Below are 23,570 nucleotides of genomic sequence, written 5' to 3' on the forward strand. Positions count from 1 at the left end.
ACGACCATGCACCGTCAACGCGACAACAGAACAGCAAGCTCTGAATATGTCGCGAGGACAACACTCGCAATTACGATACTGACAATCAGGGACGCCCCGACGCGCGGCAGATTTTTCTGCATCCAATCGGTCAGATCAAATCCAGAACCGGCATCTGAGCCGGACCTTAGAAATCTTGGCCTGACCGGGCCACGCAGGATAACTGTGGGCTTGTCCACCTCATCGTTGGACGCCCAATGATACCGGTTTTCCGGAAGATAAACCGGGTGTCGGTCTTCCTGACCTTTTACGTCACTTTCCATGGCGACTACGGCGGTACCTCCGCCGTCTCCTGCAACAAGGGTTATGTCACACTCTGACCACCTTCATTGCCGACATACCTTGCCGATCAATTCAGGCCATCACCCCCTCGTCGTCCAATCTCCCCATTATCTGATCTCGAAACACCGGACAATTCCGTCAAAAGCCCGATGCCTGTCACATGGTTCATTATGCGACAATTATACTAGACGTGAAGATTCGGGCAGGTTTGAGGCAAAATGCAGAATGCATTTTCTATTGCTGATTGTTTTGCGATTATCCGCCAATCAGTTTGCCAAGCTCGGTATAGACCAGCACCAGCACATAACCGACCGCAATGGCCGCCACCATATAGGCACCAAGTTTCGGCAGGACCTTGTCAAGCGCCAGCGCATTGCCCCGCGCCCTTGCCTTTTTTTCGGCCTTGGCCTGCCTTGCGGATTTTCGTTTGACGGAATGTGCCTGCGATTCCCTGGTCACATTGCGCCGCCGGGCTTCTTCCTGACTGACCCAGCTTGAACTGTTATCGGGTAAATCAATATTTCCCGATCCGGTTTTTGATGCCGATTTCAGGTCATCAACGCGACCGGTAATATCATTATGGATATCCAAACCGGTTTTCGCGCCTTCCCCCAAGCCTTCCAGATATTCGCGATATGCACTGCCCTCGGAATCATCCCTGCCCTGCCCGTCATTCTGTGCGGTCTCGGCCTGCGCCGCATTGGGTCGCGCCTGCAGGGCGATATTGCTGGCAAGGAAATGACGATTGGGCTTGGGGCGGTCCCCTTGTTTCGCAGCGTTGTGAAGGTCGCCTGCGGTAATCGGTCGGCTTTTTTTCGGAGCCGCCGGTTTGGGCCCGGCCATCGCCGCCCCGGAAATATCGCGCCCGGCATCGGGATCAATGGTGCTGACTTCCGGATCATCGGGATCCGCTTCGGGTCGACGGGGCTGAAGAATTTCAGGCACGTCAAAACCACGACTTAACAACCGCGCACGTGCTTCGGCACGCTGACGTTCCATGTCCCAGTCCATGACCTCCTTGCGGTCATAGCGTTTCATTTTCGTCTTCGCGACCGGCGAAACCGGCTTGCGTTTTTCAACGATCTCCTTGGTGGTAACAAAACGACCAGGAGCCCGCCGCGGCTTTCGTTGTTCGTCGTTGCTCATTCCCAATCGTCCTCACATGGGATCATCACCCGGTATGAAGCCTTGATCTTGCATTTTTGGTTTTCAACAAAACCGGGACGTGAAATTCTACAACGACAATATATTGACGCAAAAGTAAAAAACCTGCAGTGCGCGCCATCACAGGGAGGCCCGAATGACCCGCAATTCCCCTACCAGTCACACTGACGCAAACGAACTTGTCCTGCGCGAGGATCAAGGTCCGGTCACGACACTGACCCTGAATGCCCCGCAAAGCCGTAACGCCCTGTCAGGGGCAATGATGGGAGCCCTCCATACCGCACTGGACAAAATCGCCACCGACGAATCCATCCGCTGTGTGATCCTTGCCGCGAACGGCCCGGCTTTTTGTGCCGGTCATGACCTCAAGGAAATGAACGGGATTTCAGCCTGTGACGGCCACGCCGCCTTGTTTTCCCAATGCAGCGCCTTGATGATGCGGATTGTGACCCTGCCTCAGCCGGTGATCGCACGCGTTCACGCCGTGGCCACGGCCGCCGGTTGCCAATTGGTGGCAAGCTGTGATCTGGCAGTCGCCGGAACATATGCGAAATTCGCCACGCCCGGGGTCAATATCGGGCTGTTCTGTTCGACCCCGATGGTGGCACTCAGCCGCAATGTATCGCGCAAACATGCGATGCGCATGTTATTGACCGGCGACCCGATTGATGCGCAAACCGCCTGGCAGATGGGGCTGATTTCCGATGTTGTCGAAGATGACGATCTGATCACCGCAACTGACGACCTTGCCAAACGCATCGCATCGCGTTCGGGCATGACGGTTAAACTGGGCAAGGAAGCCTTCTATCGCCAGCTCGAAATGCCGCTGTCGGCGGCCTATGATTTCGCATCCCGGGTGATGACCGAAAACATGCAAAAGCATGACGCCCGCGAAGGCATCGGGGCCTTTGTTGAAAAACGCCATCCGGAATGGCGCCACGAATGATTGCTTTGCCACCTGCGATTTTGCCCTCGACTTCGCAATCGGGATCAGGATTTATGATTGGATGAAAAGCACCTGAAGGAGGGTAAAGATGAATCTTGAAATCTGGCTGGCCTTCGTTCTGGCCTGCACAATCGTTCTGGCCATTCCCGGCCCGACCATCATGCTTGTGGTCAGCTACGCCCTTGGCAAGGGACGCCAGACCGCATGGGCAACAGTCCCCGGTGTGGCACTGGGCGATCTGACGGCGATGACGATTTCGCTGGCCGGTGCCGGTGCATTGCTGGCGGCCTCGGCAAATGCCTTCACGGTCCTCAAACTGTGTGGGGCGGGTTATCTGATTTATCTTGGCATCAAAATGCTACGGGAAAAACCGGGCACACTTGAAGACAATCCCGATGCCAAACGCAACCGACCGTCCCGCATGTTCCTGCAGGCCTATATCGTGACGGCCCTGAACCCGAAGGGCATCGTGTTCTTTATCGCCTTTGTCCCGCAGTTCGTTAATGCGTCGATGCCAGTCGTTCCGCAATTCGTCATCATGACCGCGACCTTCGTCTCGCTGGCGGCGGTCAATGTTGCGATCTGGGCGATAATGGCTGGTGCCCTGCGTGAAAAGTTCCGCAAACCGACCGCCATGCGCCGCCTGACACGTGCCGGGGGTGCCGTCATGATTGGTGCGGGCCTTCTGACCGCCCTTACCCGCCGCGCGAGCGCTGCGGTCTGACAAACAGGCTCGATGCGATCTGACCAAGCCATTCACGGCCAATCGCATCGCGCCCGAACAGGCTGACGACCGCAACGAACAACCCGCTCAGCAACACATTCCATGCCGGGCGCAACGGCCACATGAATTCAAGATTGGCGGCAAAAACAGCCGATGGCGGCACACCGGTCGCAAGCCCATACCACGCATATTCGATCCCCGCGGTTGCCAGCCCCGCCAGAACCGCAATTGAGACCAAAACGAACGGTGATCGCAGCGACCAGTCACGGGCATGCGCCACGCGATACAGCATCAGGGCGACAAAGAATCCCGACATCAGGGTCGCTTCGCTGACATCAATTTTCGACTGCATGAAGAAATGAAGGGCCGCAAGAACACCAATGCCATAGCTGATCCTGTGCAATCGGGTCCAGTTCTTGCCCAGCCTGCGCATCGCTGATTTGGTTGACGTCACCCCAAGGATGACAAGCCCCGTCAGCGCGACAAAGCCGATGGTCAGATAAATCCGCACCAGAATTTCATTGGCAACGCGTAACACATCCCACGACTGGCTCAGCATATATAACAGCAGGTGGATCACGGCATATGCCAAGGCGGCCAAACCGACCTGACGCCGGATCTGGACAAGCTTGCCCGCACGCGTAATCCGGCGAAGCGGCGTTATCAAAAGCGAGATCAGCAACATTCTGATCGCCCAGTCCCCGCTTTCAAGGATCGCTTCCTTGACAGGAATGGTTGCCCCGCCTTCGGCAAAGACCGGCCATAGAATGAAACAGCCCGGCACAAGCAGCAAAGCAAACACAGTCAGTTTGAAAACGGAAAATCTGCCAGACGGATCAAGCCATGGATACATGCAGGGCACCTTTGATATTTTGCGCGTTTGGAATCATATCCCTTACTCAACCCGGTTTTTCACGCCCCGTCAGTTAAATCCGCCATCAACTTTCTGCGAGCGCCGCGGCATCACACAATCCCGACGCCAGAAGATTGCGGCAGCAGATCAAAACCTTATGTATCATACAGATATAACGATGCCGTATCGCAAACCAAAGGCAGATGACATGAGCGATTTTAAAAATCCCGACGACAATGCCACCCAGGCACTGCTTGAACGCACCCGAACCATTGCACTGGTCGGCGCCAGCCCCAAACCCGAACGCCCGTCAAACGGCGTTATGAAGTTCCTGCTGTCGCGCGGCTATCACGTTATCCCGGTCAATCCCGGTCAGGCAGGTGGTGAAATCCATGGCCAGAAAGTCGTCGCAACCTTGGCCGATATTTCCGAACCGGTCGATATGGTCGATATCTTCCGCAATAGCGAGGATGCCGGTGGTGTGGTTGACGAGGCGATCGCGATAGGTGCCAAATCCGTCTGGATGCAGCTTGGCGTGATCAATGTCGGTGCCGCGACACGCGCACAGGATGCCGGGCTTGATGTCGTGATGAACCGCTGCCCCGCGATTGAAATTCCCCGGCTGTTTGCCCCGGACTGGAAAGTCGCCTGAGCAATCATTCACCGGGGCAGAAAAACCAAAAAGGCACTGCATTTGCAGTGCCTTTTCTTTGCTTTCAGCAGGCCATCATCAGCCGCGACCGCAGATTTTCATAAGATCGGGGACAAGCCCCTGATTGCCGATAAAGACCGGCTGCACCGCGCTTGTTACCGTATAGGTGGTTGTGACTTCGTTCACCAGCGGATCGTAAAGACCAGCCGTTTCCATAACCAGTGACATCACACCGTCGGACTTGATCCGAAGTGCTGCAAACCCATTGGCATATTCGGTACGCGCACACTCTTTGCCAAGAATCTGATCAAACTGATCGACCAGCGCATAACGCGGATTTTCGATCAGATGATCGCGTTTGGCGACGGCACCGGCAATCAAACCCGCACGGGGGATATATTTGCCAAACCGGACCTGTGATTGAACGATATATCCATCGGGGAAATAGACGGCGACATCTTCCGCAAGAAGAATTCGGTCGCCAATAACCTGGCCGGAACGCAGCAATGCCTTGATCCGTTTGCCGGGAATTTCGCCGGAAAATGCATTAAAGCTAAGATATTTTCCGTCACCGCGCTCGGCAGCATAAAACTTTTCAAAAGGAACCGGTGGCGTCTTATCTGCAGCTTGACCTTGCTCGGCGAAACTTCCTGCAATTACCAAAACGGCCATCGCGCAGATACCGGCACCGCGCAATGAACGGCACAAATTTCTGATCATTTTCCCCCGTCTCTCCCTTTTGCGGCTGGGATATCCCGCAGACATTAGGTGTATTGCGTCCAATTTCAACCGTTATTCACATGTCCGACTGTGTATTTGATCGAGTTTCCATAAAAAACAACGGGGTGGCATTATGCCACCCCGTTGCCAAAGATTTGGTAAATGACCGAGAATTAGTCGATCGAGATCGTCACACGACGGTTACGCGGTTCGCGAACACCATCCGGAGTCGGGATCAGCAATTCGCCTTCGCCGACGGCATCGGTGTCGACCTTGTCAGCCGTAACACCACGGGTGGTCAGCTCAGACAAGGCAGCAGCAGCACGACGCTCGGACAGGCCCTGGTTGTAGGTTGCCGGACCAGACGCATCGGTATGGCCAACAACGGTAACATTGCTCATGCTCGAAGCCCACTGTTCGGCAGCGGCATCAAGAACACGCTCGGAAACCGGGGTGATCGCGGTGCTGTCAAAGTCGAAGAAGATGGTGAACAGGCGCGGTGCGGCTGCAACCGGTGCCGGTGCCATTTCTTTCGGCTCTTCTGCACGCAATTCTGCCATTGCGGCTTCAAAATCTTTCCAGCACTGGCTGATCAGTTCGGTCTGCCAGCCTTCTTCGCTTTCTTCGATCCAGCAATCGAAACGAGCCTGAGCAATTGCGGCGGTATCCGGTTTTGCTTCACGCTTGCCATCGTCAAGAAGAGCAATCAGTTCATCACGAACGGCGCGCTTCTGTGCGATTTCTTCGGCGTCAAAACGCCAGTTGGCCGGATCTTCAGGAAGGATGGTTTCGTTTTCGGCGACCTTGCCTGCTTTCTTCGCAAAGAAGTCGGCGTCGAAGAAATCGTACCATTCATCGGCTTCACGCTGAGCGTAAGCGATATATTCGGCTTTAAGTGCCTTGCCAAACGCGGTGGTCGGCTCAGCACCGGTAACAGCGCTATTAACGGAATTGCCATAAGTCAGCGGGTTACCACCGTACATGACGGCCGTACCCGAGTTGTCGACACTGCTACACGCGCTAAGAAGGGCAATGCCCCCAATAGCACAGATAAAAGACGGACGAAGCTGCATGTTTTTGCCCCTATAGTTCAGGTTGTTATTCAGTAACCTACAATATCACCAATGATGGTCATATTATGTCTCTAAACGACCGAAAATACGAAAAGTTCCATAACATTAGGTTCAGGTGGTATTTTGTGGTCACTTTTCAAGATCGCCTAAACCTGCGATGCTAAAACATCATACGCTAGTATGTGGGCTTTAGACTACAACCCATGTTAGCAGCACATACATTATCTGAGCAAGTGAGGTTTAAATGATGGAAACAGATATGGCGACAATTGCCGAGATGCTAAAGGCATTTGCGCTGGGCTTCGGAATGGACCTGCTGGGTGCAGTTCTTATTCTGATTGTCGGCTGGTGGGTCGCTGGCCGCGCCTCCGCCCTGGTCCGCCATTCCCTGAAGAACGCAAAATTTGTCGACTCTACAATCAAGCCGCTTGCTGCAAGCATTGTGCGCTATCTGATATTGATCTTTGTTCTGATCGCGGTTCTGTCGAACTTCGGCGTCCAGACGGCAAGCATTATCGCCGTACTCGGTGCCGCCGGTCTTGCTATCGGTCTGGCCCTGCAAGGCACGCTTTCAAACATAGCCGCTGGCGTCATGATCCTGATCCTGCGCCCGATCAAAGTCGACGAGTTTGTCGAAGCCGGTTCGGTTTCCGGGACCGTGGTGGAAATCACCCTGTTCACCACACTGTTTAAAACGCCGGACGGTATCTATGTGTCGGCCCCGAACTCGCAGATCTGGAACAGCTCGATCAAAAACTATTCGCGCAATCCGACCCGCCGTCTCGATATCAAGGTTGGTATTTCCTATGACGACGATGTCGATGCAGCACTCGACTTCCTCAAAAATCTGGTCGCAAGCGATCCGCGCGTCTTGAAAGATCCGGAACCCATGAGCTTCGTCGCGACCCTTGGCGAAAGCTCGGTTGATCTGACCGCACGCGGCTGGACCAATACGGCTGACTTCTGGGCCGCCTTCTGGGATCTTAGCCGCCGCTCGAAAACCGAACTGGAAGCCGCCGGTTTCTCGATTCCCTTCCCGCAACGCGATCTGCATATCAAGGAAGGTGTCGAAACAGCATCAACCGCTCTTCCGGCCAAAACTGCACCGGCAAAAAAACCGGCAACCCGCAGTACTGCGGCAAAGCCTGCGGCTAAAACAACCGCAACAAAATCGACGGCTGCCAAAAAACCTGCCGCCAGCAAATCAACCACGACCAAAAGCTGATTTGTCATAAAAATTTGATCTGTCAAAGACGGCCCAACCGGGCCGTCTTTTTTGTTTTCACATCGGCATTTCGTATCGAATCCCGGCGTAGTAGCCCGCTGTTACCCGCTGATCCCCGTCATGATCTATAATTTTTCGATCACACCAAACGGGAGGATAAATAATGTCAGCGAAAAAAATCCTGATGCTCGTCGGCGACTATGCCGAAGATTACGAAACCATGGTTCCGTTCCAGACATTGCTTGCCGTCGGTCATTCGGTTGATGCCGTCTGTCCGGACAAAAAGGCCGGTGACACCGTTGCAACCGCCATTCACGACTTTGAAGGCGATCAGACTTACAGCGAAAAACGCGGTCACAATTTTGCGCTGAACGCCGATTTCGCCAAAGCCCGCGTCGAAGATTATGACGCCCTCCTGATTCCCGGCGGCCGTGCACCGGAATATCTGCGCCTGAACGAGGATGTCATCCGTCTGGTCCGCGACTTTAACGAAGCGGACAAGCCAATTGCCGCAGTCTGCCACGGTGCGCAAATTCTGGCCGCCGCCGATATCATCAAGGACCGCCGCGTATCGGCTTATCCGGCCTGCGCGCCCGAAGTGCGCCTTGCCGGCGGTACCTATGCCGAAATCGCGATTGATGACGCCTGCATCGATGGCAATCTCGTCACCGCCCCGGCATGGCCAGCCCATCCAAAATGGCTGGCCGGATTCCTGACATTGCTCGGTACCGAAATCACCCACTAGGGTAGTTTCGCGCAATCACCGATTGCGTTTCCGGGCCATATGCCGGACCATAAACCTGTAACCGACCACCGGCGTCATATCGCCGGTGGCAAAACAGGAGAGGTCGTCATCATGTGTCAGATCTATTCCGGCACCGATCCCGAACTTTATCAATCTGTCAGTCGCTCGCTTCGCATCAATGGTATGGTCACGAGTGTCCGGCTCGAACAACGCTTCTGGCAAATCCTTGATGAAATTGCCGCTGGCGAAGGGTTCAGCACACCGCAATTTCTCGGCAAGCTGCACGACGAAGTCGTCAGCCAGCGCGATGACATTCCCAACTTCGCATCGCTTCTGCGCGTGGTCTGCACCGTCTATCTCGAACATCAGGCGGGAATTGCGGCTACGCCGGAAACGACAAAACCCGCCAGACGTCTGGCGGGCTGATCAGTTTTTTCGGTGTTGTGGTCTGTCAGTTAAGCCAGGACGCAATTTCGCGCGTGCTGAAACCGCCACTTGACTGCATGGATGGCACGCCAGGGCGCCTCAGGGCTGGTTGCTGCGGCTTGATGATCGCGTTGCGGCTTTGCAAGCCGGCCGCTGCACCATAATCCAGTGACGCACCGCCAAACCAGTTTTTTGACGTTTCCGGCACGTCTGTTGTGGCCGTTTTTGCCCGTGCCTTGCTTTCGTATATCCAGCGCAATTCCTGTTTCAGGGTCTGGTATTCCGGCGTATCCGGGGCAGAGTTAACCTCGTTAACAATCTGCACCTTGACCATCTGCGGAAACTTGTCGAGCCGCTCCAGCAGCATGAATTTCACGCTTGGCCGTACCGCATCCGAGCGCATCAGCTTCATCACCAACCGGCGATAAATATCGATCCGCAGATTGCCATGCGACGCCAGTTCGATGAATTCCTCGACAAATTCGCGCGCGGCCATCTTGCCATCAAGCAGGGCGCGCAAATTGCCCGCCATTGCCCGGCGATAGGCTTCGCGAATTTCAACAACATGGTTGCTTGCGCGATTTCGTACAAGCTGGAAGGCTTCCGGACTGAATGCATTGCGCGATAACAGCTTGGCACAATCTGCCACCAGCTCGTGCTTGGTTGCATCCGATACGACTTCAAAAACCCCCGTAATCAGTTCCTTGCATTTGGCGTGCGGCCCCATGCGGATCGCCGCGGCCAGGGCCATCGGGCTTTCCGGGTCCTTGGTCGCAATCACGGCAAGCGCAAGCGGATCGTCATACTGCATCAATGCCAGATCATTGCTCAGCAAATGCTCCGGCATCAAAAGGCGCTGCTGGGCCCCTGCCCCGGTAACGGTCAGCGGTTCACCGCTAAGATAATTGTCTTTGATGGAAAGGGCGTATTTCAACCCGTCGTAGGAGATTCCGAGATCCTTGTGCATCCCGTTTATTCTCCCTTCGGCCCCTGGGGTCGCTCATCCGACAGGCGGCGTGTACGACCAGATTTCTCCGAACTGCGTGACGATGTGGCCCCCGCAGCACGACCACGCGGCCCGGAAGGCTGAAGCTCGTTGAAGAAATCAATATACCAGTCCATATCCGTCGATGCCATGGCATAACGACCGCCCGCAGCCGGGCGCTCGATGCTGTCTTCGGGGATTGCGGCACTCATTTGCAAAACGACGGCCGACGGGGCTGACATGCCCGCACGCCATGCCAGCGCGGTAATCGCGCGCGCACTTCCCGAATCAAGGATTTTGGAAACGATTGCCGCAGGCATCTGCGCATAATGCGCAAGGCTCTGAACCACAAGCGCGTCTTCATTGCGCGACAGCGCATCAAGAATATAGTGATCAACGGTTACCGGCTCGGCAACACCGCCCTGTTCGCCCGCGTCATCCTGCATCGCATCGTCAAGATCCTGCCCGGACGATACCGGTGCCGTGCGATTCACGATACGGTTTTCGAACTTTGCCTTTTCAATGCGCTGACGCACCGACTGGCGCATGGCACGTGCCACTTCGGCCCGCATACGGCCCCGTTCAACCAGCGTATCAAACAGCGACGCCAGAATGAAATGCGCCACACGACGCTGCGCCTGACGTGAAATCTTGTTGCGACCATCCATCATTTCACCAAGCGGTGTTTTACTGGATGTCTCTTTCTTGCTGCCGAACTGCGGGGTCAGGGCAACCACATTGCGCGGCGCGTCATCCGATGACAGCAACCGGTTCAGCAACCCTCCCTTTTCCTTTTCCGAACGATCCCGTGCCAGACGAGCCTGTGCGGCGGCTTCCTGTTCAGCTTCAAGTTTTTCGGCTGCAGTCTGAACGAACTCACCACGTCCGCGCAGAATATCCAGGAAATCCGCATCGCTCAGAAGTTCAACATATTCCCCAAGCGATACCCGGCCAATCGCCGCAATATCTTGACGCAGGCGCATCGCGGCCTGACGGGTCATGTAAGGTGTATGGCTCAGTTCCTGCTCGATCAGGGCAATGACCTGCGGGCGATAACAATCGGCCATGTTGCCAATTGCGGTAACGAACTCCTCGACCATGTCGAGGCGCTCGGACGGGCTAAGCTCGCTCAGATGGCGCCGCAGGCGGCGCGCCACATCCATGCGGACATCGCTGTCAAAATCAGGCAGGCCGTCTTGATCCTCGTCATCATCGACAAGATCGGCAGACATGCGCGCGGCATAGTCGATTCCGCTTTGGGCAGCCTGCTCATCTGAATCTTTTTTACGCGGGATTCGGGCTGCACGCGAATTTGCCTGCTCGGCCGCACCAAACTCGTCTGGCGCGATGCTCCGGACCGTTTCCGCCAGATCACGAAGCTTGGCCGCCGACTTGTCGTCAAGCGCGCCGTCATCCTTCGATTTCTGCCGATTGAACATCCAGTTCAGCATTATCGCAGCAATTCCCCTGATCCCCTGCCTTGCGGCATATCGGCGCCAACCCCTTGCAACACCGACGTTTTTTATCTGGTCTTGGATTGCTTATAGCAAAGCAATCCTCCCCAAACAACAATACAAGAGCCAAAAACCTTTTAAACTCATGGTCATGGCTCAATCCCCGCAAAACACGAAGATATATGCCATAACACTGTGACTATTACGGCAAACACTCAAAAAAGCATTAACAATACAGTCCACTATCCGGCGATATAACAGGCTTCCCGGTTTTATTCATACATCGGCATAAAAAACGGGCGGCATATTGCCGCCCGTTCCGTTTCATCACGCAATGGTCTGATCAGCTTTTCGATGTCAGCCACGCAATGCGCAAAATATTGGTAGCCCCCGGCGTACCGAATGGCACGCCAGCCGTAATCACCAGCGAATCACCAGCACCTGCAAATTCTTCGCGCTTGGCAACTTCGCAGGCGATGCCGACCATTTCGGCAAAGTTGGTTGCATCACGGGTGAATACCGCATGCACCCCCCAGCAGAGCGTCATACGACGTGCTGTCTGGATTTTCGGTGTCAGCCCAAGGATCGGAACTTCCGGCCGTTCACGCGCCGCGCGAAGCGATGTCGATCCCGACGTGGTATAGGTCACTACGGCCTTGGCACCAATCGTACCAGCCACCTGACGGGCCGCCGCACTGATCGCGTCCGGCGCGTTATGCTCGGGATCCGGACGGTTGGCATCACGCAGACGGTAATAAAGTTCGTCCTGTTCGACCCGGATCATGATCCGGTCCATGATGCTGACGGTTTCGATCGGATATTTGCCAACCGCACTTTCCGCCGAAAGCATCACCGCATCGGCACCATCATAAATGGCGGTTGCAACGTCCGATGCCTCGGCACGGGTCGGTGCCGGGTTGGTAACCATCGAGTCCAGCATCTGGGTCGCAACAATCACCGGCTTGCCGGCTTCGCGGCAGGCCTTGATGATGCGTTTCTGCAGGATCGGAACATCTTCCGGCGGGCATTCAACGCCAAGATCGCCACGTGCGACCATGATGATGTCCGAAAGGGCGACGATTTCGTCAAGATGTTCAATCGCCTGCGGCTTTTCCAGTTTGGAAACAATCGCCGCACGACCATTGATGATCTTGCGTGCTTCGGCAACGTCTTCGGGACGCTGGACGAAGGACAGCGCGACGAAATCAACCCCCATCTCAAGACCGTAATCCAGATCAATACGATCCTTGTCGGTCAGGGGCGACATCGGCAACATCACGTCAGGCAGGTTAACGCCCTTGCGGTTCGACAGCGGCCCACCGGTAATAACGGTGCACTCCGCTGATTTGCTATCGCATTTTTCCACCCGCATACGCAGCTTGCCATCGTCAAGCAACAGGTTCGCACCGGGCTTGAGTGCTGCAAAAACTTCGGGATGGGGCAATGAAACTCGGGTTTTATCCCCCGGTTTCTTGTCCATATCGAAATGGAAGGTCGCACCAGCTTCAAGTTCGATCTTTTCGTCGGCAAAGGTACCGCAGCGGATCTTTGGCCCCTGCAAATCCATCAGCACGCCAATCGGACGGCCAAGCTTGGCCTCGACTTCGCGGATTGTTTCAAAACGCGCCTGATGCTCTGCATGTTCACCATGCGAGAAATTCAGCCGGAATACATCAACACCCGCCTTGACGATCTTTTCCAGAGTTTCCGGATGAGAGCTCGCTGGCCCCAGGGTTGCGATGATCTTCGCCTTACGTTGTCGGCGCATCGGCTCTTACCTCTTGTTTTTTGGTTTCCATTGGGTCTCTCCGCTTCGGCCATAGCTTCCCGGCGAGGCGTCGAGACGTCCTGATTTTTTTCTGGGGGTAACCCCTTAATAGTCAATCAGTCCCTGTTTGAACAGGGACTTTTCGCTAAATGCCTTTACAAAAATGTGATTTTTCGCTGGACAATTACAAGCAGGCACTCCTTTAAAGAAGCAGTGCAGCATTTAAAAGCTGGCCGCCGGCCCTGCCCGGCAATCGCATTGACAACCACGCGATAGAAACAGCGCGCAGACAGATCGGGGACCGGACAAATGAGCAAATGGCATCATCGTTTCCTGGGACTGGCATCCCATATTGCCGAATGGTCAAAGGACCGCAGCACCCAGGTCGGCGCCGTTGTCATCGGCCCCAAAAAGGAAATTCGCGCCGTCGGCTATAACGGCTTTCCGCGCGGCGTTGACGACAATATCGAAAGCCGCCATCAACGCCCGGAAAAATACGCCTATACCGAACATGCCGAACGCAATGCGATCTATAACGCCAGCTACACCGGCACGTCGCTTGACGGGTGCGCGCTTTATGTCACCCACTTCCCGTGTTGTGACTGCGCACGCGCCATCATTCAGGCGGGCATCGCCGAGGTTTTTGTCGATAAAAGCAAACTCACGCCTGATTTTCTGGAACGCTGGCAGCAGGACATGACCATCTCGACCGAAATGTTTGGCGAGGCAGGTGTGGCCGTTCAGGTCATTGACGAAGAAGGCACAACCGAACCCCTTCCCGATGCCGTTCCGGATCATTCCTGATCGTCCCCTTTTAATTTTGTCTGCTCGCCCAATATACGGTGATCTGTGGGATTACGAGCACGAACAAAAAGAACGTAAACGTCGTTTGTTCAATACCTGCACAAGGTTAGGCGTCAGTATTTGTCAGATTTTCCTGCTGATAAAACACCGCTTTGGCCTTGCCGCTAATCAGACAAAGGTATAAGCATTTAGTACCACGGTAGTACGATCATCACGCAGAAAAGGTCCTGACCGGAACAAGGACCGGGATCGTGACGACGCACAGGATAGAAGGCCGGATGAGCGCAAAGATCGATTTCAGTAAAATCAGTTTTCTGGTCGTCGATGGCGACAAGATTTCGGCCCAGGTAGTTTTCGATACCCTTTCGTATCTAGGTGCGACAGCCGTACAGCGTGTGCGATCCCCGAACGATGCGTTCGAGGTTCTCCGGACCCAGCAGATTGATATCATCGTCACGGAATGGCGCCTGCGCGGAATGGATGGCCTTGAATTCCTTGATGTTCTCAGGAATTCCGTCAACTCACCCAACCGCTTCATTCCGGTAATCATGTTGACGGCACATTCGGAGCAACGATACGTCACAACTGCACGTGATCTCGGCATTACGGAATTTCTTGCCAAACCGTTCAATGCCAAGGCACTTTACAGTAGACTGGTATCAGTCATTACCCGTCCGCGGCATTTCGTGAATACCGGCACCTATTTCGGTCCGGATCGCCGCCGCAGACAGGTCGCCTTCGATGGGCCTGACAGACGGAGCCCTGATGACGAATGACCCATTATGATTGGGGGACCGGAGCAATCGTGACGCCCGAAAAGAAAAAGAAAAAAGCCCAGATCATTCCGCCACAGACGGATCTGAAGCGGCGTGCGGTCAATTTCGTCAAGGGCTTTGACATCAATCTGTCCCCCGAACAGCTCGAAGAACTCGAAAAAGTCGTTCAGCGCAGCACCGAGACTTTCGTCCGCGATATCGGCAAGGAACTTGCCGATTGCCGGAAACTCGTTGTCGATGCTGTCAGCAACAATTCAAAGGCACCAACCGCACTGGAAAACAGTGCCGACCTCGCCTATTCGGTCAAGGCACTTGGCGGCACGTTCCAGTATCCGCTGATGACGCAAATTGCAAAATCGCTTGAAATCTTTGTTGCCGACCGGACCACGGCCAATATGAAGCAGCTTCTGGTCATTCAGCTTCACATTGATTCTCTTTATGTCATTCTGGCAAGCCGCGTCACCGGGTTTGGCACCACCGTCGAACAGGCAACCGTCGCTGCCCTGACAAAGCTCGCCGAACGCTACGAATTACCGCGCGAATAACCGGATTCTCGCGATACGGTGACGGCCCGCCATTGGCTGCGCATTTCACTGCGCATCCCTGCCTCCTTTTATCACCGGAAACATCATCTGCCTGGCTGCATTCCGGTCGTCATCATCAATGGCGCGGTCGATATGCGCATCAATCCGTTCCAGCCGTTCGGTAATATCGGGCAGACGATCCATGATCCATTGCCGGACATCATCATTGTCTCCGGTCAATGCCGCGTTCTGACCGCTCCACAACAGCACCAGACTGCGCACGATCCGCAGATCGCACATCGCCATCTCGCCCGAACGGTTTGAAGACGGCGCTGTTGACGGCTTCGTTGCAAGATGGGTCGCCAAACCGGCGTCTATGTCGTCAAGCACGGCAAGGATCGTATCGGTCATCAGGCCCCCGCTTCGGTTATCCGCCATCAGGGCCCCCCGTCCCGTTTTTGAATCATCCCAAACTTTTACATCTGCTTGCCTGCTTGTACTTTGATCAGCATCAAACAGGTCGCAACACAATCTGCCACCACCACCCAAGGGATACATTTTGCACCACACAAAACGCGCCATGGTGTCAGCATTCAAAAAAGTGTCGGACACGACCAAAAAAGGTCTTGCGCCCCCTCGGAGCTGCTGTTAGAAACCGCGCCACACACCGAGCGGGTGTAGCTCAGTTGGTTAGAGCGCCGGCCTGTCACGCCGGAGGCCGCGGGTTCAAGTCCCGTCACTCGCGCCACTTTCCTCCTGATGGAAAGTTCAAAAAAGACGCCACGGTTCGCCGTTGGCGTTTTTTTGTTTCTCCCCCTTATTCTTATTGAACCGGCATGCGGACGAGCGCCACGGCGTTCATCACTCATGCGCGACATTTCGCAAAAACAGGCAAGTCGATTTTCCAATCCTGTGCTGCGCGAAAACGGCATCGCCACCGTAGCGCCAAAGTATTCGGACACCCGGTTTTCAACGCATTTGCAATGCCCCTTTTATCCAGACCAATCAGGGCTTCATTTTTTTGAAAAAAAGCCCTTGCCAGACCGAACCACCCCTTATATAAACCGCGCCACACCAAGCGGGTGTAGCTCAGTTGGTTAGAGCGCCGGCCTGTCACGCCGGAGGCCGCGGGTTCAAGTCCCGTCACTCGCGCCACTCTTTTTAAAGAGTACGGAAAGTCGCTTTAACAGCGGCTTTTTTTGTGCCTGAAATCTGGCCCCTTCTCATCCCAAACTGCTCTCCGGGCCATCCCCGATCCAGTCGTCACAACCGACACGAGAACAGGCAAGATACCACATAATATCTTGCGTGCTTTTTAGGCATTCCTGACCGTCTGGTCATTGATTAATCGTATAATTTATGCTTCGCTCTGCAGGTTCTAGTCGAAGATCACGCAGGTCGCCCCACTTAGAATGGCCTGCTGACCCAACAAACAACAAAACGGGAGGCGCAAAATGCGCAGACTGATCGCAGGGCTGGTTCTGGGAACCGCACTGGCTACCACGCCAATGGCCGCACAGGCCGAAACACCGAAAAATGCACTCGTCATGGCGTTTGCCATCGACGATCTCATCACGCTTGATCCGGCCGGGATGTTCGAATTTTCCGCTCTGGAATATGCTGGCAACACATATGATCGCCTGATTGGCTTCGATAATGACGACGTCTCGAAAATTTACGGTGTCGTCGCCGAAAGCTGGGACGTCTCCGAAGACGGCCTGACCTTTACCTTCAAGATTCGCGACGGCATCAAATTCGCGTCGGGCAATGACCTGACCGCCGAAGACGCTGCCTTCTCGCTGCAACGTGTCGTCCTGCTTGATCAGTCCCCGGCCTTCATTCTTGGCCAGTTCGGTTTTACCGCCGATAACGTCAAGGACAGGATCCGCGCAACTGACGAAAACACGCTGGTGATGGAAGTCGATCAGCCTTATGCGCCAAGCTTCGTGCTGTACTGCCTGACCGCGGGCGTCGGTGCCGTTGTCGACAAGAAAGTCGTCCTTGAACATGAAAAAGACGGCGACCTTGGCGCAGAATGGATGAAAACCAACTATGCCGGTTCCGGTCCGTTCGCACTGAACAAATGGACCGCAGGTGAAAGCCTCAGCCTGACAGCAAACGAAGATTACTGGGACGGCGCACCGGCCATGAAGCGCGTCATCATTCGCAACGTCAAGGAAGCCGCATCCCAGCAGCTCCTGTTGCAGAAAGGTGATATCGACATTGCCCGGAACCTCGAAGCCGATCAGCTTGCATCGGTCAAGGGTGACGAAAACATCAAGCTGCTGTCCAAAGGCAAAGGCGCGCTTTGGTATCTTGGCCTTTCGCAGAAAAACGAATTCCTGTCCAAACCCGAAGTTCGCGAAGCGCTTAAGTATCTCGTCGATTATGATGGCATCACCGAAACCATCATGGCGGGCCGCGCCCAGACCCATCAGGCATTCCTGCCCGAAGGTTTCCTCGGCGCCTATAACGAAAACCCCTATTCGCTTGATATCGAAAAAGCCAAGGCGCTGCTTGCTGACGCTGGCCTTGCTGATGGCTTCACGGTAACCATGGATACGCGTAACACCACGGCAGTGATGTCGATGGCACAGTCGATCCAGGCAACCTGGGCACAGGCAGGTATCAATCTGGAAATCATTCCGGGTGACAACAAACAGACCCTGACCAAATACCGTGCCCGTCAGCACGATATTTATATCGGTCGCTGGGGCCCTGATTATCAGGATCCGCACACCAACGCCTCCACCTTTGCATGGAACCCGGACAACAGCGACGATGCATCGGCCAAGCCGCTTGCATGGCGCAACTCCTGGAACCCGGGTGACATGACCGCCGAGGTCGATAAGGCCATTCTAGAACGTGATAGCGAAAAGCGTGCCGCGATGTATGTGGACCTTCAGAAAAAGGTTCTCGAAAGCGGTCCGTTCGTGATCATGTTCCAGGAAACCGAGATCGCCGCGATGCGGGACAATGTGAATAATCTCGTCCTCGGTCCGTCGTTCGATAACAACTATTATCGCTTTGTAACCAAGGACTAAGGAGACAACGGTCGAATGTTCGCCGTTACTCGAAATGCATCGGACGGGCGCAAACGCGCCCGTCTCTTTTCCCGCACCGGCGCAAGCCTTGTGCGGATCATCTTCTCGCTGCTGATCACTTTTATCGGCCTTTTGCTGGTCACCTTCCTGATCGGGCGCGTCCTGCCAATCGATCCGGTTCTGGCGGCTGTCGGCGACCATGCCTCCGAACAGGTCTATCAGCGCGTCAAAGAAGAAATGGGCCTGAACCTGCCGCTTTGGCAACAGTTCTTTGTCTATATCAGCAATGTGGTTCAGGGTGATTTCGGAACATCGGTTCTGACCTCAAACCCGGTCCTCGAAGACATCAAACGTGTCTTCCCGGCTACGCTGGAACTGGCCACCCTTGCCACCATCATCGGTGTTTTCCTTGGGGTTCCGGCCGGCGTCTTTGCCGCGATCAACAAGGGCAAATGGCCCGATCATATCGTGCGCATTATCGGGCTTGCCGGGTATTCGATGCCGATCTTCTGGCTGGGCCTGATGGGGCTTCTGGTGTTTTACCTGAAACTCGACTGGGTTGCGGGTCCGGGCCGACTGGATGCCTTCTATGTCGATTTCATCGAACCAACCACCGGCCTGATGCTGATCGATACCCTGATCGAAGGCGATATGGACCTGTTCTGGAATGCCGTTTCGCACATCATTCTGCCGGCCTCCATCCTGGCCTATTTCTCGCTGGCCTATATTGCGCGCATGACCCGCTCCTTCATGCTCGAACAGCTCAGTCAGGAATACATCCTGACCGCACGGGTAAAGGGCATTTCCGAAACCCGCATCATCTGGCGTCATGCCCTTGGCAACGTGATGGTGCCGCTGGTTACCGTCATTGCACTGTCTTACGCCAATCTGCTCGAAGGATCGGTTCTGACCGAAATCATCTTTGCCTGGCCGGGGCTGGGTCTTTACATCACCAATTCGCTGCTCAATGCCGACATGAATGCGGTTCTGGGCGGTACCGTCGTCGTGGGTGCGGTGTTCATCGGAGTCAATATGCTCTCAGATGTGCTCTATCGCCTGCTTGACCCGCGCGCACGGAGATAGGTCACCATGAATATCACAAGCAACGCCGCGAAACCGGGCCTGAAACAATGGCTGACATCCGACACCCCGCAATCGCGCTGGCAGGCAAAATGCGGTCGCGCATGGCTGGGCTGGCTTAAATTCACGGAAAACAGGCTCGCCATGATCGGCCTGTCGATCGTGCTGGCCCTGATCCTTGTCACCATCTTTGCCCCGCTTCTGGCCCCTTATGACCCGCTGGCAGCCGATCTTACCAACCGTATTCAGTCCCCCAGTGCCGAACACTGGTTTGGCACCGATCAATTGGGTCGTGATATCCTGTCGCGTCTGATTTACGGCGCGCAATACACCCTGATGATCGTGGCTCTTGTGGTGATTACCGCCGCCCCCGTCGGCCTTCTGGTCGGAACAGCCGCCGGGTTCTTTGGCGGCTGGATTGATGCGACATTGATGCGCATCACCGATATCTTTCTAGCCTTCCCGAAACTGATTCTGGCGCTGGCCTTTGTTTCCGCATTGGGACCGGGGATCGAAAATGCGGTTCTGGCCATAGCACTGACCGCATGGCCACCCTATGCCCGTATTGCGCGCGCCGAAACCATCACGGTCCGCAAATCCGACTATATCGAAGCCGCCCGTTTGCAGGGTGTCTCGAATATGGGTCTGATCCTTGGCCATATTACCCCGATGTGCATAAGCTCGCTTGTGGTGCGCGTCACCCTTGATATGGCCGGCATGATCCTGATTGCGGCGGGTCTTGGCTTCCTTGGCCTTGGCGCACAGCCGCCGATGCCTGAATGGGGGGCAATGGTGTCCGAAGGCCGCCAGTTCCTTCTGGAACAATGGTGGGTATCGACCGTGCCGGGGCTCGCGATCTTTATCGTCAGCCTTGGATTCAACCTGCTGGGCGATGGCCTGCGCGATGTTCTTGACCCACGCGGAGGCGACTGATCATGACCACCGACACCCTTCTGTCTGTCAAAAACCTCGCCATTACCTTTTCGACCTCCAAGGGACCAGTCCATGCCGTGCGCGGCGTATCGTTCGATCTTGGGCGTGAACGGCTTGGGATTGTTGGCGAATCCGGTTCGGGCAAGTCCCAGACAGGGCGCGCCATTCTGGGCCTGACGGCGGCGAACGGCAAAATCACCGCCGATCAGATGCAATTCCATGATCTGGACCTGCGCAACCTGTCCAAACGCGACTGGCGCAAGGTCCGCGGTGCGCGCATTTCCATGATCATGCAGGACCCGAAATATTCGCTAAACCCTGTGATGACCATCGGTGATCAGATCATCGAAGCCTACCGCGAACACCACAAGGTCAATGCGATTGAAGCCAAACGCCGCGCCCTTGACATGCTGGCCGCGGTCAAAATCCGTGATCCGGAACGCGTGTTCAATTCCTATCCGCACGAAGTATCGGGCGGGATGGGCCAACGTGTCATGATCGCAATGATGCTGATCCCCGATCCGGAAATCCTGATTGCCGATGAACCGACATCGGCTCTTGATGTCACGGTACAGCTTCAGGTGATGGCCATCCTTGATGATCTGGTGCGCGAACGCGGTATGGCGCTGGTTTTCATCAGCCACGACCTGCATCTGGTCTCAAGCTTCTGCGACCGGGTTCTGGTGATGTATCAGGGCCATGTCGTCGAAGAAATCCGCGCATCCGAACTTGATCAGGCCAAACACCCCTATACGCAAGGCCTTCTGAACTGCCTGCCGAAAATGGATGGCAATCACGCCGAACTACCCGTCCTGACCCGCGAAGCCAGCTGGGCGGAGACCTGAGATAAAAATGACTGCCATGATTGAAATCACCAAACTCAACGCCTGGTTTGACGACAACCACGTCCTCAAGGACATCGATATTTCGATCCCCGCCAACGGATCATTTGGTCTGGTGGGCGAGTCCGGATCGGGCAAATCTACCGTCCTTCGCACCATCACCGGTCTTGTCGATGACTGGGAAGGCAATATTGTCGTCAATAACAAGGAACTGACCAAAAAGCGCGACAAGACATTTTACCGTCTGGCGCAAATGGTCTTTCAGGACCCGTTTGGATCGCTTCATCCGCGTCACACCATCGATCGCATCCTGACCGAACCGGTCAATATCCACAAACTCGGCAATTCGGATGCCCGCGTGGTTGAGGCCCTTAAACAGGTCGGGCTCGATAATTCCTTCCGCTTCCGCTACCCCCATCAGCTTTCCGGCGGGCAGCGCCAGCGTGTCGCAATTGCACGTGCGCTTATTCTCGAACCGAAAATCCTGCTGCTCGATGAACCGACATCGGCCCTTGATGTCTCGATCCAGGCCGAAGTGCTGAACCTGCTGACCCGGTTGCGCAACGATCTGGGCCTTACCTATATCATGGTCAGTCACGATCTCGCCGTGGTCGCCCATATGTGCGACGATATAGCGATCATGAACCACGGCCGCATCGTCGAACGCGCCACCGCGGGCCAGCTTGCCGACGGCAAACTGGAAAACCCCTATTCGCAGCAGCTTTTCAAGGCCGCCGGGGGATATGACCGCGCCGTCATCGACAGCTTCGTGGATTGGGACTGAACATCGGCCCCGCACGCGTCAGAAGAACCACGCGCCAGAACAACAAGGGACATCATGAACGTCACCACCGCCCCGAACACCCCCGCCACCCCGTCACGCCATCGCCCTGCCTTCACGTGGGATGCGCATGCCTGCCTGCCGCTTGATCCCAAAACACCGATCAGCCTGCTGGATAACTATGTCGCGGGTGATGTTGATTATGTCTGTGTGAATGTCGGCATGGATATGAATTCCGTTGCCCATATCCTTCGCGTGATTGCCGCCTTCCGGGCCAAAATCGCCGCCCACCCGGACAAATACATGCAGATCGAATGCTTTGATGATCTGGCAATCGCCAAATCAAAGGGTTTGCTTGGGGTTGGTTTCGACCTCGAAGGCTCGGTCATGTTGCAGGACATGCCCGAAATGGTCCCGGTCTTTGCCAAACTGGGCGTAAAGCAGATCCACTTTGCCTATAACCGCAACAATTCGGTCGCGGGTGGTTGTCATGATGACGATATCCCACTGACCGCGCTGGGCCATGCCATGGTCCGGGCTGTTAATAACGGCGGCATGATCATGGATTGCTCCCACACCGGCCGCCAAAGCAGCCTTGATATCATGCGGGCATCGACCAAACCGGTCGTCTTTAGCCACGCCAATCCCAAGGTGCTTGGCGGACATGAACGCTGCATCGATGATGAACAGATCAAAGCCTGTGCCGATACCGGCGGGGTAATCGGCATTTGCGGCTTCCAGCGCTTCATCAAATCACCCAACGCGCCAGAAGTCCCCGACATGATCCGCCATATCGACTATGCGGTAAAACTGGTCGGCGTTGATCACGTCGGCATCGGCCTTGATACGATGCCCAGTGTCGCGGGCACCAACGACTTCCCCGATGGTGTTGACCGCGCCTATTACTGGCCCGCCGAACGCGGCTATGGCCCCGGTGCCGGTGGTGCTGCCGTCTTCGATCCCAAAAAACTCCCCGCCCTTGCCGACGCCCTGATTGTCGGGGGCTACAAACCCGACGACGTAGACAAGATCATGGGTGAAAACTTTATCCGCGTGGCAAAGGAATGCTGGACGGCCTGACTCGCCCAGCCCATTGCCTTGTCGTTTTCTCTACGGCAAATGTTTGCGTCGGCCACGTTGCTGATGGTAGGATAAAGTAGGATCAAAAGACGAAAGATCACCTTATGATCAAAAAAAGCATCACGGTCACTGAAACGCAGGAAGCCTGGATTCAGGCCCAGCTTTCAACCGGTCAATACGCCTCCGACAGCGAAGTGGTACGCGAAGCCTTGCGGGAAAAACAGATGCGCATGGCAGAAATCGAACGCATTCGCAATGCTCTGAATGCCGCCGAGGAAAGCGGCTTTTCTTCGATGGATAAAGAAGATATACGCGCGAGCGTCAAGGCGGACCTGAAGCTCAAATGACCTCTTATCGTCTTGGCAAACTCGCAGAAGACGATATCAGACGCCTGTATCGATACGGCATTGAAACTTTCGGGCCACAACAGGCAGACATCTATTTCGACGCGTTGTTTGAACAGTTCGACAAAATCGCGCGGTCGCCCACAATTTATCAGTCTGCCGATAATATCCTCCCCGGATATCGCCGCTGTGTTTTTGCCGCGCACACCATTTATTACCGCATGGACGGCAATATCCCTTTGATTATGCGCATTCTGGGTCGTGAAAACCCAGATTTATCGGCGGTATAACGACGCCCCATTTCCA

At 55.2% G+C, this 23,570-nt stretch carries 26 protein-coding genes and 2 tRNA genes; 19 read left to right on the forward strand and 9 right to left on the reverse strand.

Going from position 1 to position 23,570, the window contains the following annotated elements; all coding sequences use genetic code 11:
• Nucleotides 1-14 precede the first annotated feature (14 nt).
• Nucleotides 15-302, reverse strand: a complete 288-nt coding sequence (locus TH5_RS12780) for a hypothetical protein (protein ID WP_114122187.1) — start codon at nt 300-302, stop codon at nt 15-17.
• A gap of 274 nt (nt 303-576) precedes the next feature.
• Nucleotides 577-1,467, reverse strand: coding sequence for a hypothetical protein (locus tag TH5_RS12785; RefSeq protein WP_114122188.1), 891 nt, complete (start codon nt 1,465-1,467; stop codon nt 577-579).
• A 154-nt stretch (nt 1,468-1,621) separates the two neighbouring features.
• On the opposite strand from TH5_RS12785, the gene TH5_RS12790 reads away from it, so the two are divergent.
• Together TH5_RS12790 and TH5_RS12795 are read left to right on the forward strand one after the other, a co-directional pair.
• Nucleotides 1,622-2,431 (forward strand): enoyl-CoA hydratase, encoded by an 810-nt coding sequence (locus tag TH5_RS12790; protein WP_114122189.1) that lies wholly within the window; start codon nt 1,622-1,624, stop codon nt 2,429-2,431.
• Between the two features lie 88 nt (nt 2,432-2,519).
• Complete coding sequence (locus TH5_RS12795) at nt 2,520-3,155, forward strand: LysE family translocator (protein ID WP_114122190.1); 636 nt, start codon at nt 2,520-2,522, stop codon at nt 3,153-3,155.
• Here TH5_RS12795 and TH5_RS12800 read toward each other — a convergent pair.
• On the reverse strand, nt 3,127-4,008 hold the full coding sequence (locus tag TH5_RS12800) for a protein-methionine-sulfoxide reductase heme-binding subunit MsrQ (RefSeq protein WP_114122191.1): 882 nt from the start codon (nt 4,006-4,008) through the stop codon (nt 3,127-3,129). The genes TH5_RS12795 and TH5_RS12800 overlap by 29 nt on opposite strands.
• A 208-nt stretch (nt 4,009-4,216) precedes the next feature.
• Here TH5_RS12800 and TH5_RS12805 point away from each other — a divergent pair, with 208 nt between their 5' ends.
• Nucleotides 4,217-4,660 carry a CoA-binding protein gene (locus TH5_RS12805; protein WP_062958297.1) on the forward strand — a complete coding sequence of 148 codons (444 nt, stop codon included), beginning with the start codon at nt 4,217-4,219 and terminating at the stop codon, nt 4,658-4,660.
• A gap of 78 nt (nt 4,661-4,738) precedes the next feature.
• On the opposite strand, the gene TH5_RS12810 is transcribed toward TH5_RS12805, so the two are convergent.
• Both TH5_RS12810 and TH5_RS12815 read right to left on the reverse strand, forming a co-directional pair.
• Nucleotides 4,739-5,380 (reverse strand): hypothetical protein, encoded by a 642-nt coding sequence (locus TH5_RS12810; protein ID WP_114122192.1) that lies wholly within the window; start codon nt 5,378-5,380, stop codon nt 4,739-4,741.
• Nucleotides 5,381-5,553: 173 nt separating this feature from the next.
• Nucleotides 5,554-6,453: an OmpA family protein gene (locus TH5_RS12815; RefSeq protein ID WP_114122193.1), complete on the reverse strand. Its 900-nt coding sequence runs from the start codon at nt 6,451-6,453 to the stop codon at nt 5,554-5,556.
• A gap of 244 nt (nt 6,454-6,697) precedes the next feature.
• Here TH5_RS12815 and TH5_RS12820 point away from each other — a divergent pair, with 244 nt between their 5' ends.
• From TH5_RS12820 to TH5_RS12830, 3 genes are all read left to right on the forward strand, one after another.
• Entirely contained in the window at nt 6,698-7,678 is a 981-nt protein-coding gene (locus tag TH5_RS12820) for a mechanosensitive ion channel family protein (RefSeq protein WP_244204909.1), read from the forward strand.
• 163 nt (nt 7,679-7,841) lie between these two features.
• Entirely contained in the window at nt 7,842-8,423 is a 582-nt protein-coding gene (locus TH5_RS12825; RefSeq protein ID WP_114122194.1) for a DJ-1/PfpI family protein, read from the forward strand.
• A 111-nt stretch (nt 8,424-8,534) separates the two neighbouring features.
• On the forward strand, nt 8,535-8,849 hold the full coding sequence (locus TH5_RS12830; protein WP_114122263.1) for a ribbon-helix-helix domain-containing protein: 315 nt from the start codon (nt 8,535-8,537) through the stop codon (nt 8,847-8,849).
• A gap of 25 nt (nt 8,850-8,874) precedes the next feature.
• On the opposite strand, the gene TH5_RS12835 is transcribed toward TH5_RS12830, so the two are convergent.
• The 3 genes from TH5_RS12835 to pyk all read right to left on the reverse strand — a co-directional run bounded on the left by TH5_RS12835 (nt 8,875) and on the right by pyk (nt 13,056).
• Nucleotides 8,875-9,816, reverse strand: a complete 942-nt coding sequence (locus TH5_RS12835; protein WP_114122195.1) for a hypothetical protein — start codon at nt 9,814-9,816, stop codon at nt 8,875-8,877.
• A 5-nt stretch (nt 9,817-9,821) separates the two neighbouring features.
• Nucleotides 9,822-11,285 carry a DUF2336 domain-containing protein gene (locus TH5_RS12840; protein ID WP_114122196.1) on the reverse strand — a complete coding sequence of 488 codons (1,464 nt, stop codon included), beginning with the start codon at nt 11,283-11,285 and terminating at the stop codon, nt 9,822-9,824.
• Nucleotides 11,286-11,631: 346 nt separating this feature from the next.
• Entirely contained in the window at nt 11,632-13,056 is a 1,425-nt protein-coding gene (gene pyk, locus TH5_RS12845) for a pyruvate kinase (RefSeq protein ID WP_114122197.1), read from the reverse strand.
• Between the two features lie 309 nt (nt 13,057-13,365).
• Between pyk and TH5_RS12850 the strand changes: the two genes are divergently transcribed.
• From TH5_RS12850 to TH5_RS12860, 3 genes are all read left to right on the forward strand, one after another.
• On the forward strand, nt 13,366-13,860 hold the full coding sequence (locus TH5_RS12850) for a deoxycytidylate deaminase (protein WP_114122198.1): 495 nt from the start codon (nt 13,366-13,368) through the stop codon (nt 13,858-13,860).
• 278 nt (nt 13,861-14,138) lie between these two features.
• Nucleotides 14,139-14,636, forward strand: coding sequence for a response regulator (locus tag TH5_RS12855; RefSeq protein WP_114122199.1), 498 nt, complete (start codon nt 14,139-14,141; stop codon nt 14,634-14,636).
• Complete coding sequence (locus TH5_RS12860) at nt 14,633-15,181, forward strand: transcriptional regulator (RefSeq protein WP_114122200.1); 549 nt, start codon at nt 14,633-14,635, stop codon at nt 15,179-15,181. Before TH5_RS12855 ends, TH5_RS12860 begins: the two co-directional genes overlap by 4 nt.
• Before the next feature lie 45 nt (nt 15,182-15,226).
• On the opposite strand, the gene TH5_RS12865 is transcribed toward TH5_RS12860, so the two are convergent.
• Nucleotides 15,227-15,598 (reverse strand): hypothetical protein, encoded by a 372-nt coding sequence (locus TH5_RS12865; protein WP_147250101.1) that lies wholly within the window; start codon nt 15,596-15,598, stop codon nt 15,227-15,229.
• A 233-nt stretch (nt 15,599-15,831) separates the two neighbouring features.
• On the opposite strand from TH5_RS12865, the gene TH5_RS12870 reads away from it, so the two are divergent.
• The 10 genes from TH5_RS12870 (at nt 15,832) to TH5_RS12915 (ending at nt 23,554) form a co-directional block, all read left to right on the forward strand.
• Nucleotides 15,832-15,908, forward strand: a tRNA-Asp gene (locus tag TH5_RS12870).
• Between the two features lie 330 nt (nt 15,909-16,238).
• Nucleotides 16,239-16,315 (forward strand) — tRNA-Asp (locus TH5_RS12875).
• A gap of 299 nt (nt 16,316-16,614) precedes the next feature.
• Nucleotides 16,615-18,204: an ABC transporter substrate-binding protein gene (locus TH5_RS12880; protein ID WP_114122202.1), complete on the forward strand. Its 1,590-nt coding sequence runs from the start codon at nt 16,615-16,617 to the stop codon at nt 18,202-18,204.
• Nucleotides 18,205-18,219: 15 nt separating this feature from the next.
• Nucleotides 18,220-19,287, forward strand: coding sequence for an ABC transporter permease (locus tag TH5_RS12885; protein WP_114122203.1), 1,068 nt, complete (start codon nt 18,220-18,222; stop codon nt 19,285-19,287).
• Between the two features lie 6 nt (nt 19,288-19,293).
• Nucleotides 19,294-20,217 carry a nickel transporter permease gene (gene nikC, locus TH5_RS12890; protein WP_114122204.1) on the forward strand — a complete coding sequence of 308 codons (924 nt, stop codon included), beginning with the start codon at nt 19,294-19,296 and terminating at the stop codon, nt 20,215-20,217.
• Between the two features lie 2 nt (nt 20,218-20,219).
• Nucleotides 20,220-21,062, forward strand: coding sequence for an ABC transporter ATP-binding protein (locus TH5_RS12895; protein ID WP_114122205.1), 843 nt, complete (start codon nt 20,220-20,222; stop codon nt 21,060-21,062).
• Between the two features lie 7 nt (nt 21,063-21,069).
• Nucleotides 21,070-21,843 (forward strand): ABC transporter ATP-binding protein, encoded by a 774-nt coding sequence (locus TH5_RS12900; RefSeq protein ID WP_114110466.1) that lies wholly within the window; start codon nt 21,070-21,072, stop codon nt 21,841-21,843.
• Between the two features lie 54 nt (nt 21,844-21,897).
• Complete coding sequence (locus TH5_RS12905; RefSeq protein ID WP_114122206.1) at nt 21,898-22,920, forward strand: dipeptidase; 1,023 nt, start codon at nt 21,898-21,900, stop codon at nt 22,918-22,920.
• Nucleotides 22,921-23,024: 104 nt separating this feature from the next.
• Nucleotides 23,025-23,267 carry a type II toxin-antitoxin system ParD family antitoxin gene (locus tag TH5_RS12910; RefSeq protein WP_114122207.1) on the forward strand — a complete coding sequence of 81 codons (243 nt, stop codon included), beginning with the start codon at nt 23,025-23,027 and terminating at the stop codon, nt 23,265-23,267.
• Nucleotides 23,264-23,554, forward strand: coding sequence for a type II toxin-antitoxin system RelE/ParE family toxin (locus TH5_RS12915; protein ID WP_114122208.1), 291 nt, complete (start codon nt 23,264-23,266; stop codon nt 23,552-23,554). Before TH5_RS12910 ends, TH5_RS12915 begins: the two co-directional genes overlap by 4 nt.
• Nucleotides 23,555-23,570: the final 16 nt, after the last annotated feature.

This window comes from Thalassospira xianhensis MCCC 1A02616, from assembly GCF_003326475.1.
Lineage (GTDB): Bacteria > Pseudomonadota > Alphaproteobacteria > Rhodospirillales > Thalassospiraceae > Thalassospira > Thalassospira xianhensis.

Excerpts from the sequence above, each read along its gene's own strand:
- TH5_RS12780 (WP_114122187.1), bottom strand. The coding sequence starts at position 302 with ATGGAAAGTGACGTAAAAGGTCAGGAAGACCGACACCCGGTTTATCTT.
- TH5_RS12785 (WP_114122188.1), bottom strand. The coding sequence starts at position 1,467 with ATGAGCAACGACGAACAACGAAAGCCGCGGCGGGCTCCTGGTCGTTTT.
- TH5_RS12790 (WP_114122189.1), top strand. The coding sequence starts at position 1,622 with ATGACCCGCAATTCCCCTACCAGTCACACTGACGCAAACGAACTTGTC.
- TH5_RS12795 (WP_114122190.1), top strand. The coding sequence starts at position 2,520 with ATGAATCTTGAAATCTGGCTGGCCTTCGTTCTGGCCTGCACAATCGTT.
- TH5_RS12800 (WP_114122191.1), bottom strand. The coding sequence starts at position 4,008 with ATGTATCCATGGCTTGATCCGTCTGGCAGATTTTCCGTTTTCAAACTG.
- TH5_RS12805 (WP_062958297.1), top strand. The coding sequence starts at position 4,217 with ATGAGCGATTTTAAAAATCCCGACGACAATGCCACCCAGGCACTGCTT.
- TH5_RS12810 (WP_114122192.1), bottom strand. The coding sequence starts at position 5,380 with ATGATCAGAAATTTGTGCCGTTCATTGCGCGGTGCCGGTATCTGCGCG.
- TH5_RS12815 (WP_114122193.1), bottom strand. The coding sequence starts at position 6,453 with ATGCAGCTTCGTCCGTCTTTTATCTGTGCTATTGGGGGCATTGCCCTT.
- TH5_RS12820 (WP_244204909.1), top strand. The coding sequence starts at position 6,698 with ATGATGGAAACAGATATGGCGACAATTGCCGAGATGCTAAAGGCATTT.
- TH5_RS12825 (WP_114122194.1), top strand. The coding sequence starts at position 7,842 with ATGTCAGCGAAAAAAATCCTGATGCTCGTCGGCGACTATGCCGAAGAT.
- TH5_RS12830 (WP_114122263.1), top strand. The coding sequence starts at position 8,535 with ATGTGTCAGATCTATTCCGGCACCGATCCCGAACTTTATCAATCTGTC.
- TH5_RS12835 (WP_114122195.1), bottom strand. The coding sequence starts at position 9,816 with ATGCACAAGGATCTCGGAATCTCCTACGACGGGTTGAAATACGCCCTT.
- TH5_RS12840 (WP_114122196.1), bottom strand. The coding sequence starts at position 11,285 with ATGCTGAACTGGATGTTCAATCGGCAGAAATCGAAGGATGACGGCGCG.
- pyk (WP_114122197.1), bottom strand. The coding sequence starts at position 13,056 with ATGCGCCGACAACGTAAGGCGAAGATCATCGCAACCCTGGGGCCAGCG.
- TH5_RS12850 (WP_114122198.1), top strand. The coding sequence starts at position 13,366 with ATGAGCAAATGGCATCATCGTTTCCTGGGACTGGCATCCCATATTGCC.
- TH5_RS12855 (WP_114122199.1), top strand. The coding sequence starts at position 14,139 with ATGAGCGCAAAGATCGATTTCAGTAAAATCAGTTTTCTGGTCGTCGAT.
- TH5_RS12860 (WP_114122200.1), top strand. The coding sequence starts at position 14,633 with ATGACCCATTATGATTGGGGGACCGGAGCAATCGTGACGCCCGAAAAG.
- TH5_RS12865 (WP_147250101.1), bottom strand. The coding sequence starts at position 15,598 with ATGGCGGATAACCGAAGCGGGGGCCTGATGACCGATACGATCCTTGCC.
- TH5_RS12880 (WP_114122202.1), top strand. The coding sequence starts at position 16,615 with ATGCGCAGACTGATCGCAGGGCTGGTTCTGGGAACCGCACTGGCTACC.
- TH5_RS12885 (WP_114122203.1), top strand. The coding sequence starts at position 18,220 with ATGTTCGCCGTTACTCGAAATGCATCGGACGGGCGCAAACGCGCCCGT.
- nikC (WP_114122204.1), top strand. The coding sequence starts at position 19,294 with ATGAATATCACAAGCAACGCCGCGAAACCGGGCCTGAAACAATGGCTG.
- TH5_RS12895 (WP_114122205.1), top strand. The coding sequence starts at position 20,220 with ATGACCACCGACACCCTTCTGTCTGTCAAAAACCTCGCCATTACCTTT.
- TH5_RS12900 (WP_114110466.1), top strand. The coding sequence starts at position 21,070 with ATGACTGCCATGATTGAAATCACCAAACTCAACGCCTGGTTTGACGAC.
- TH5_RS12905 (WP_114122206.1), top strand. The coding sequence starts at position 21,898 with ATGAACGTCACCACCGCCCCGAACACCCCCGCCACCCCGTCACGCCAT.
- TH5_RS12910 (WP_114122207.1), top strand. The coding sequence starts at position 23,025 with ATGATCAAAAAAAGCATCACGGTCACTGAAACGCAGGAAGCCTGGATT.
- TH5_RS12915 (WP_114122208.1), top strand. The coding sequence starts at position 23,264 with ATGACCTCTTATCGTCTTGGCAAACTCGCAGAAGACGATATCAGACGC.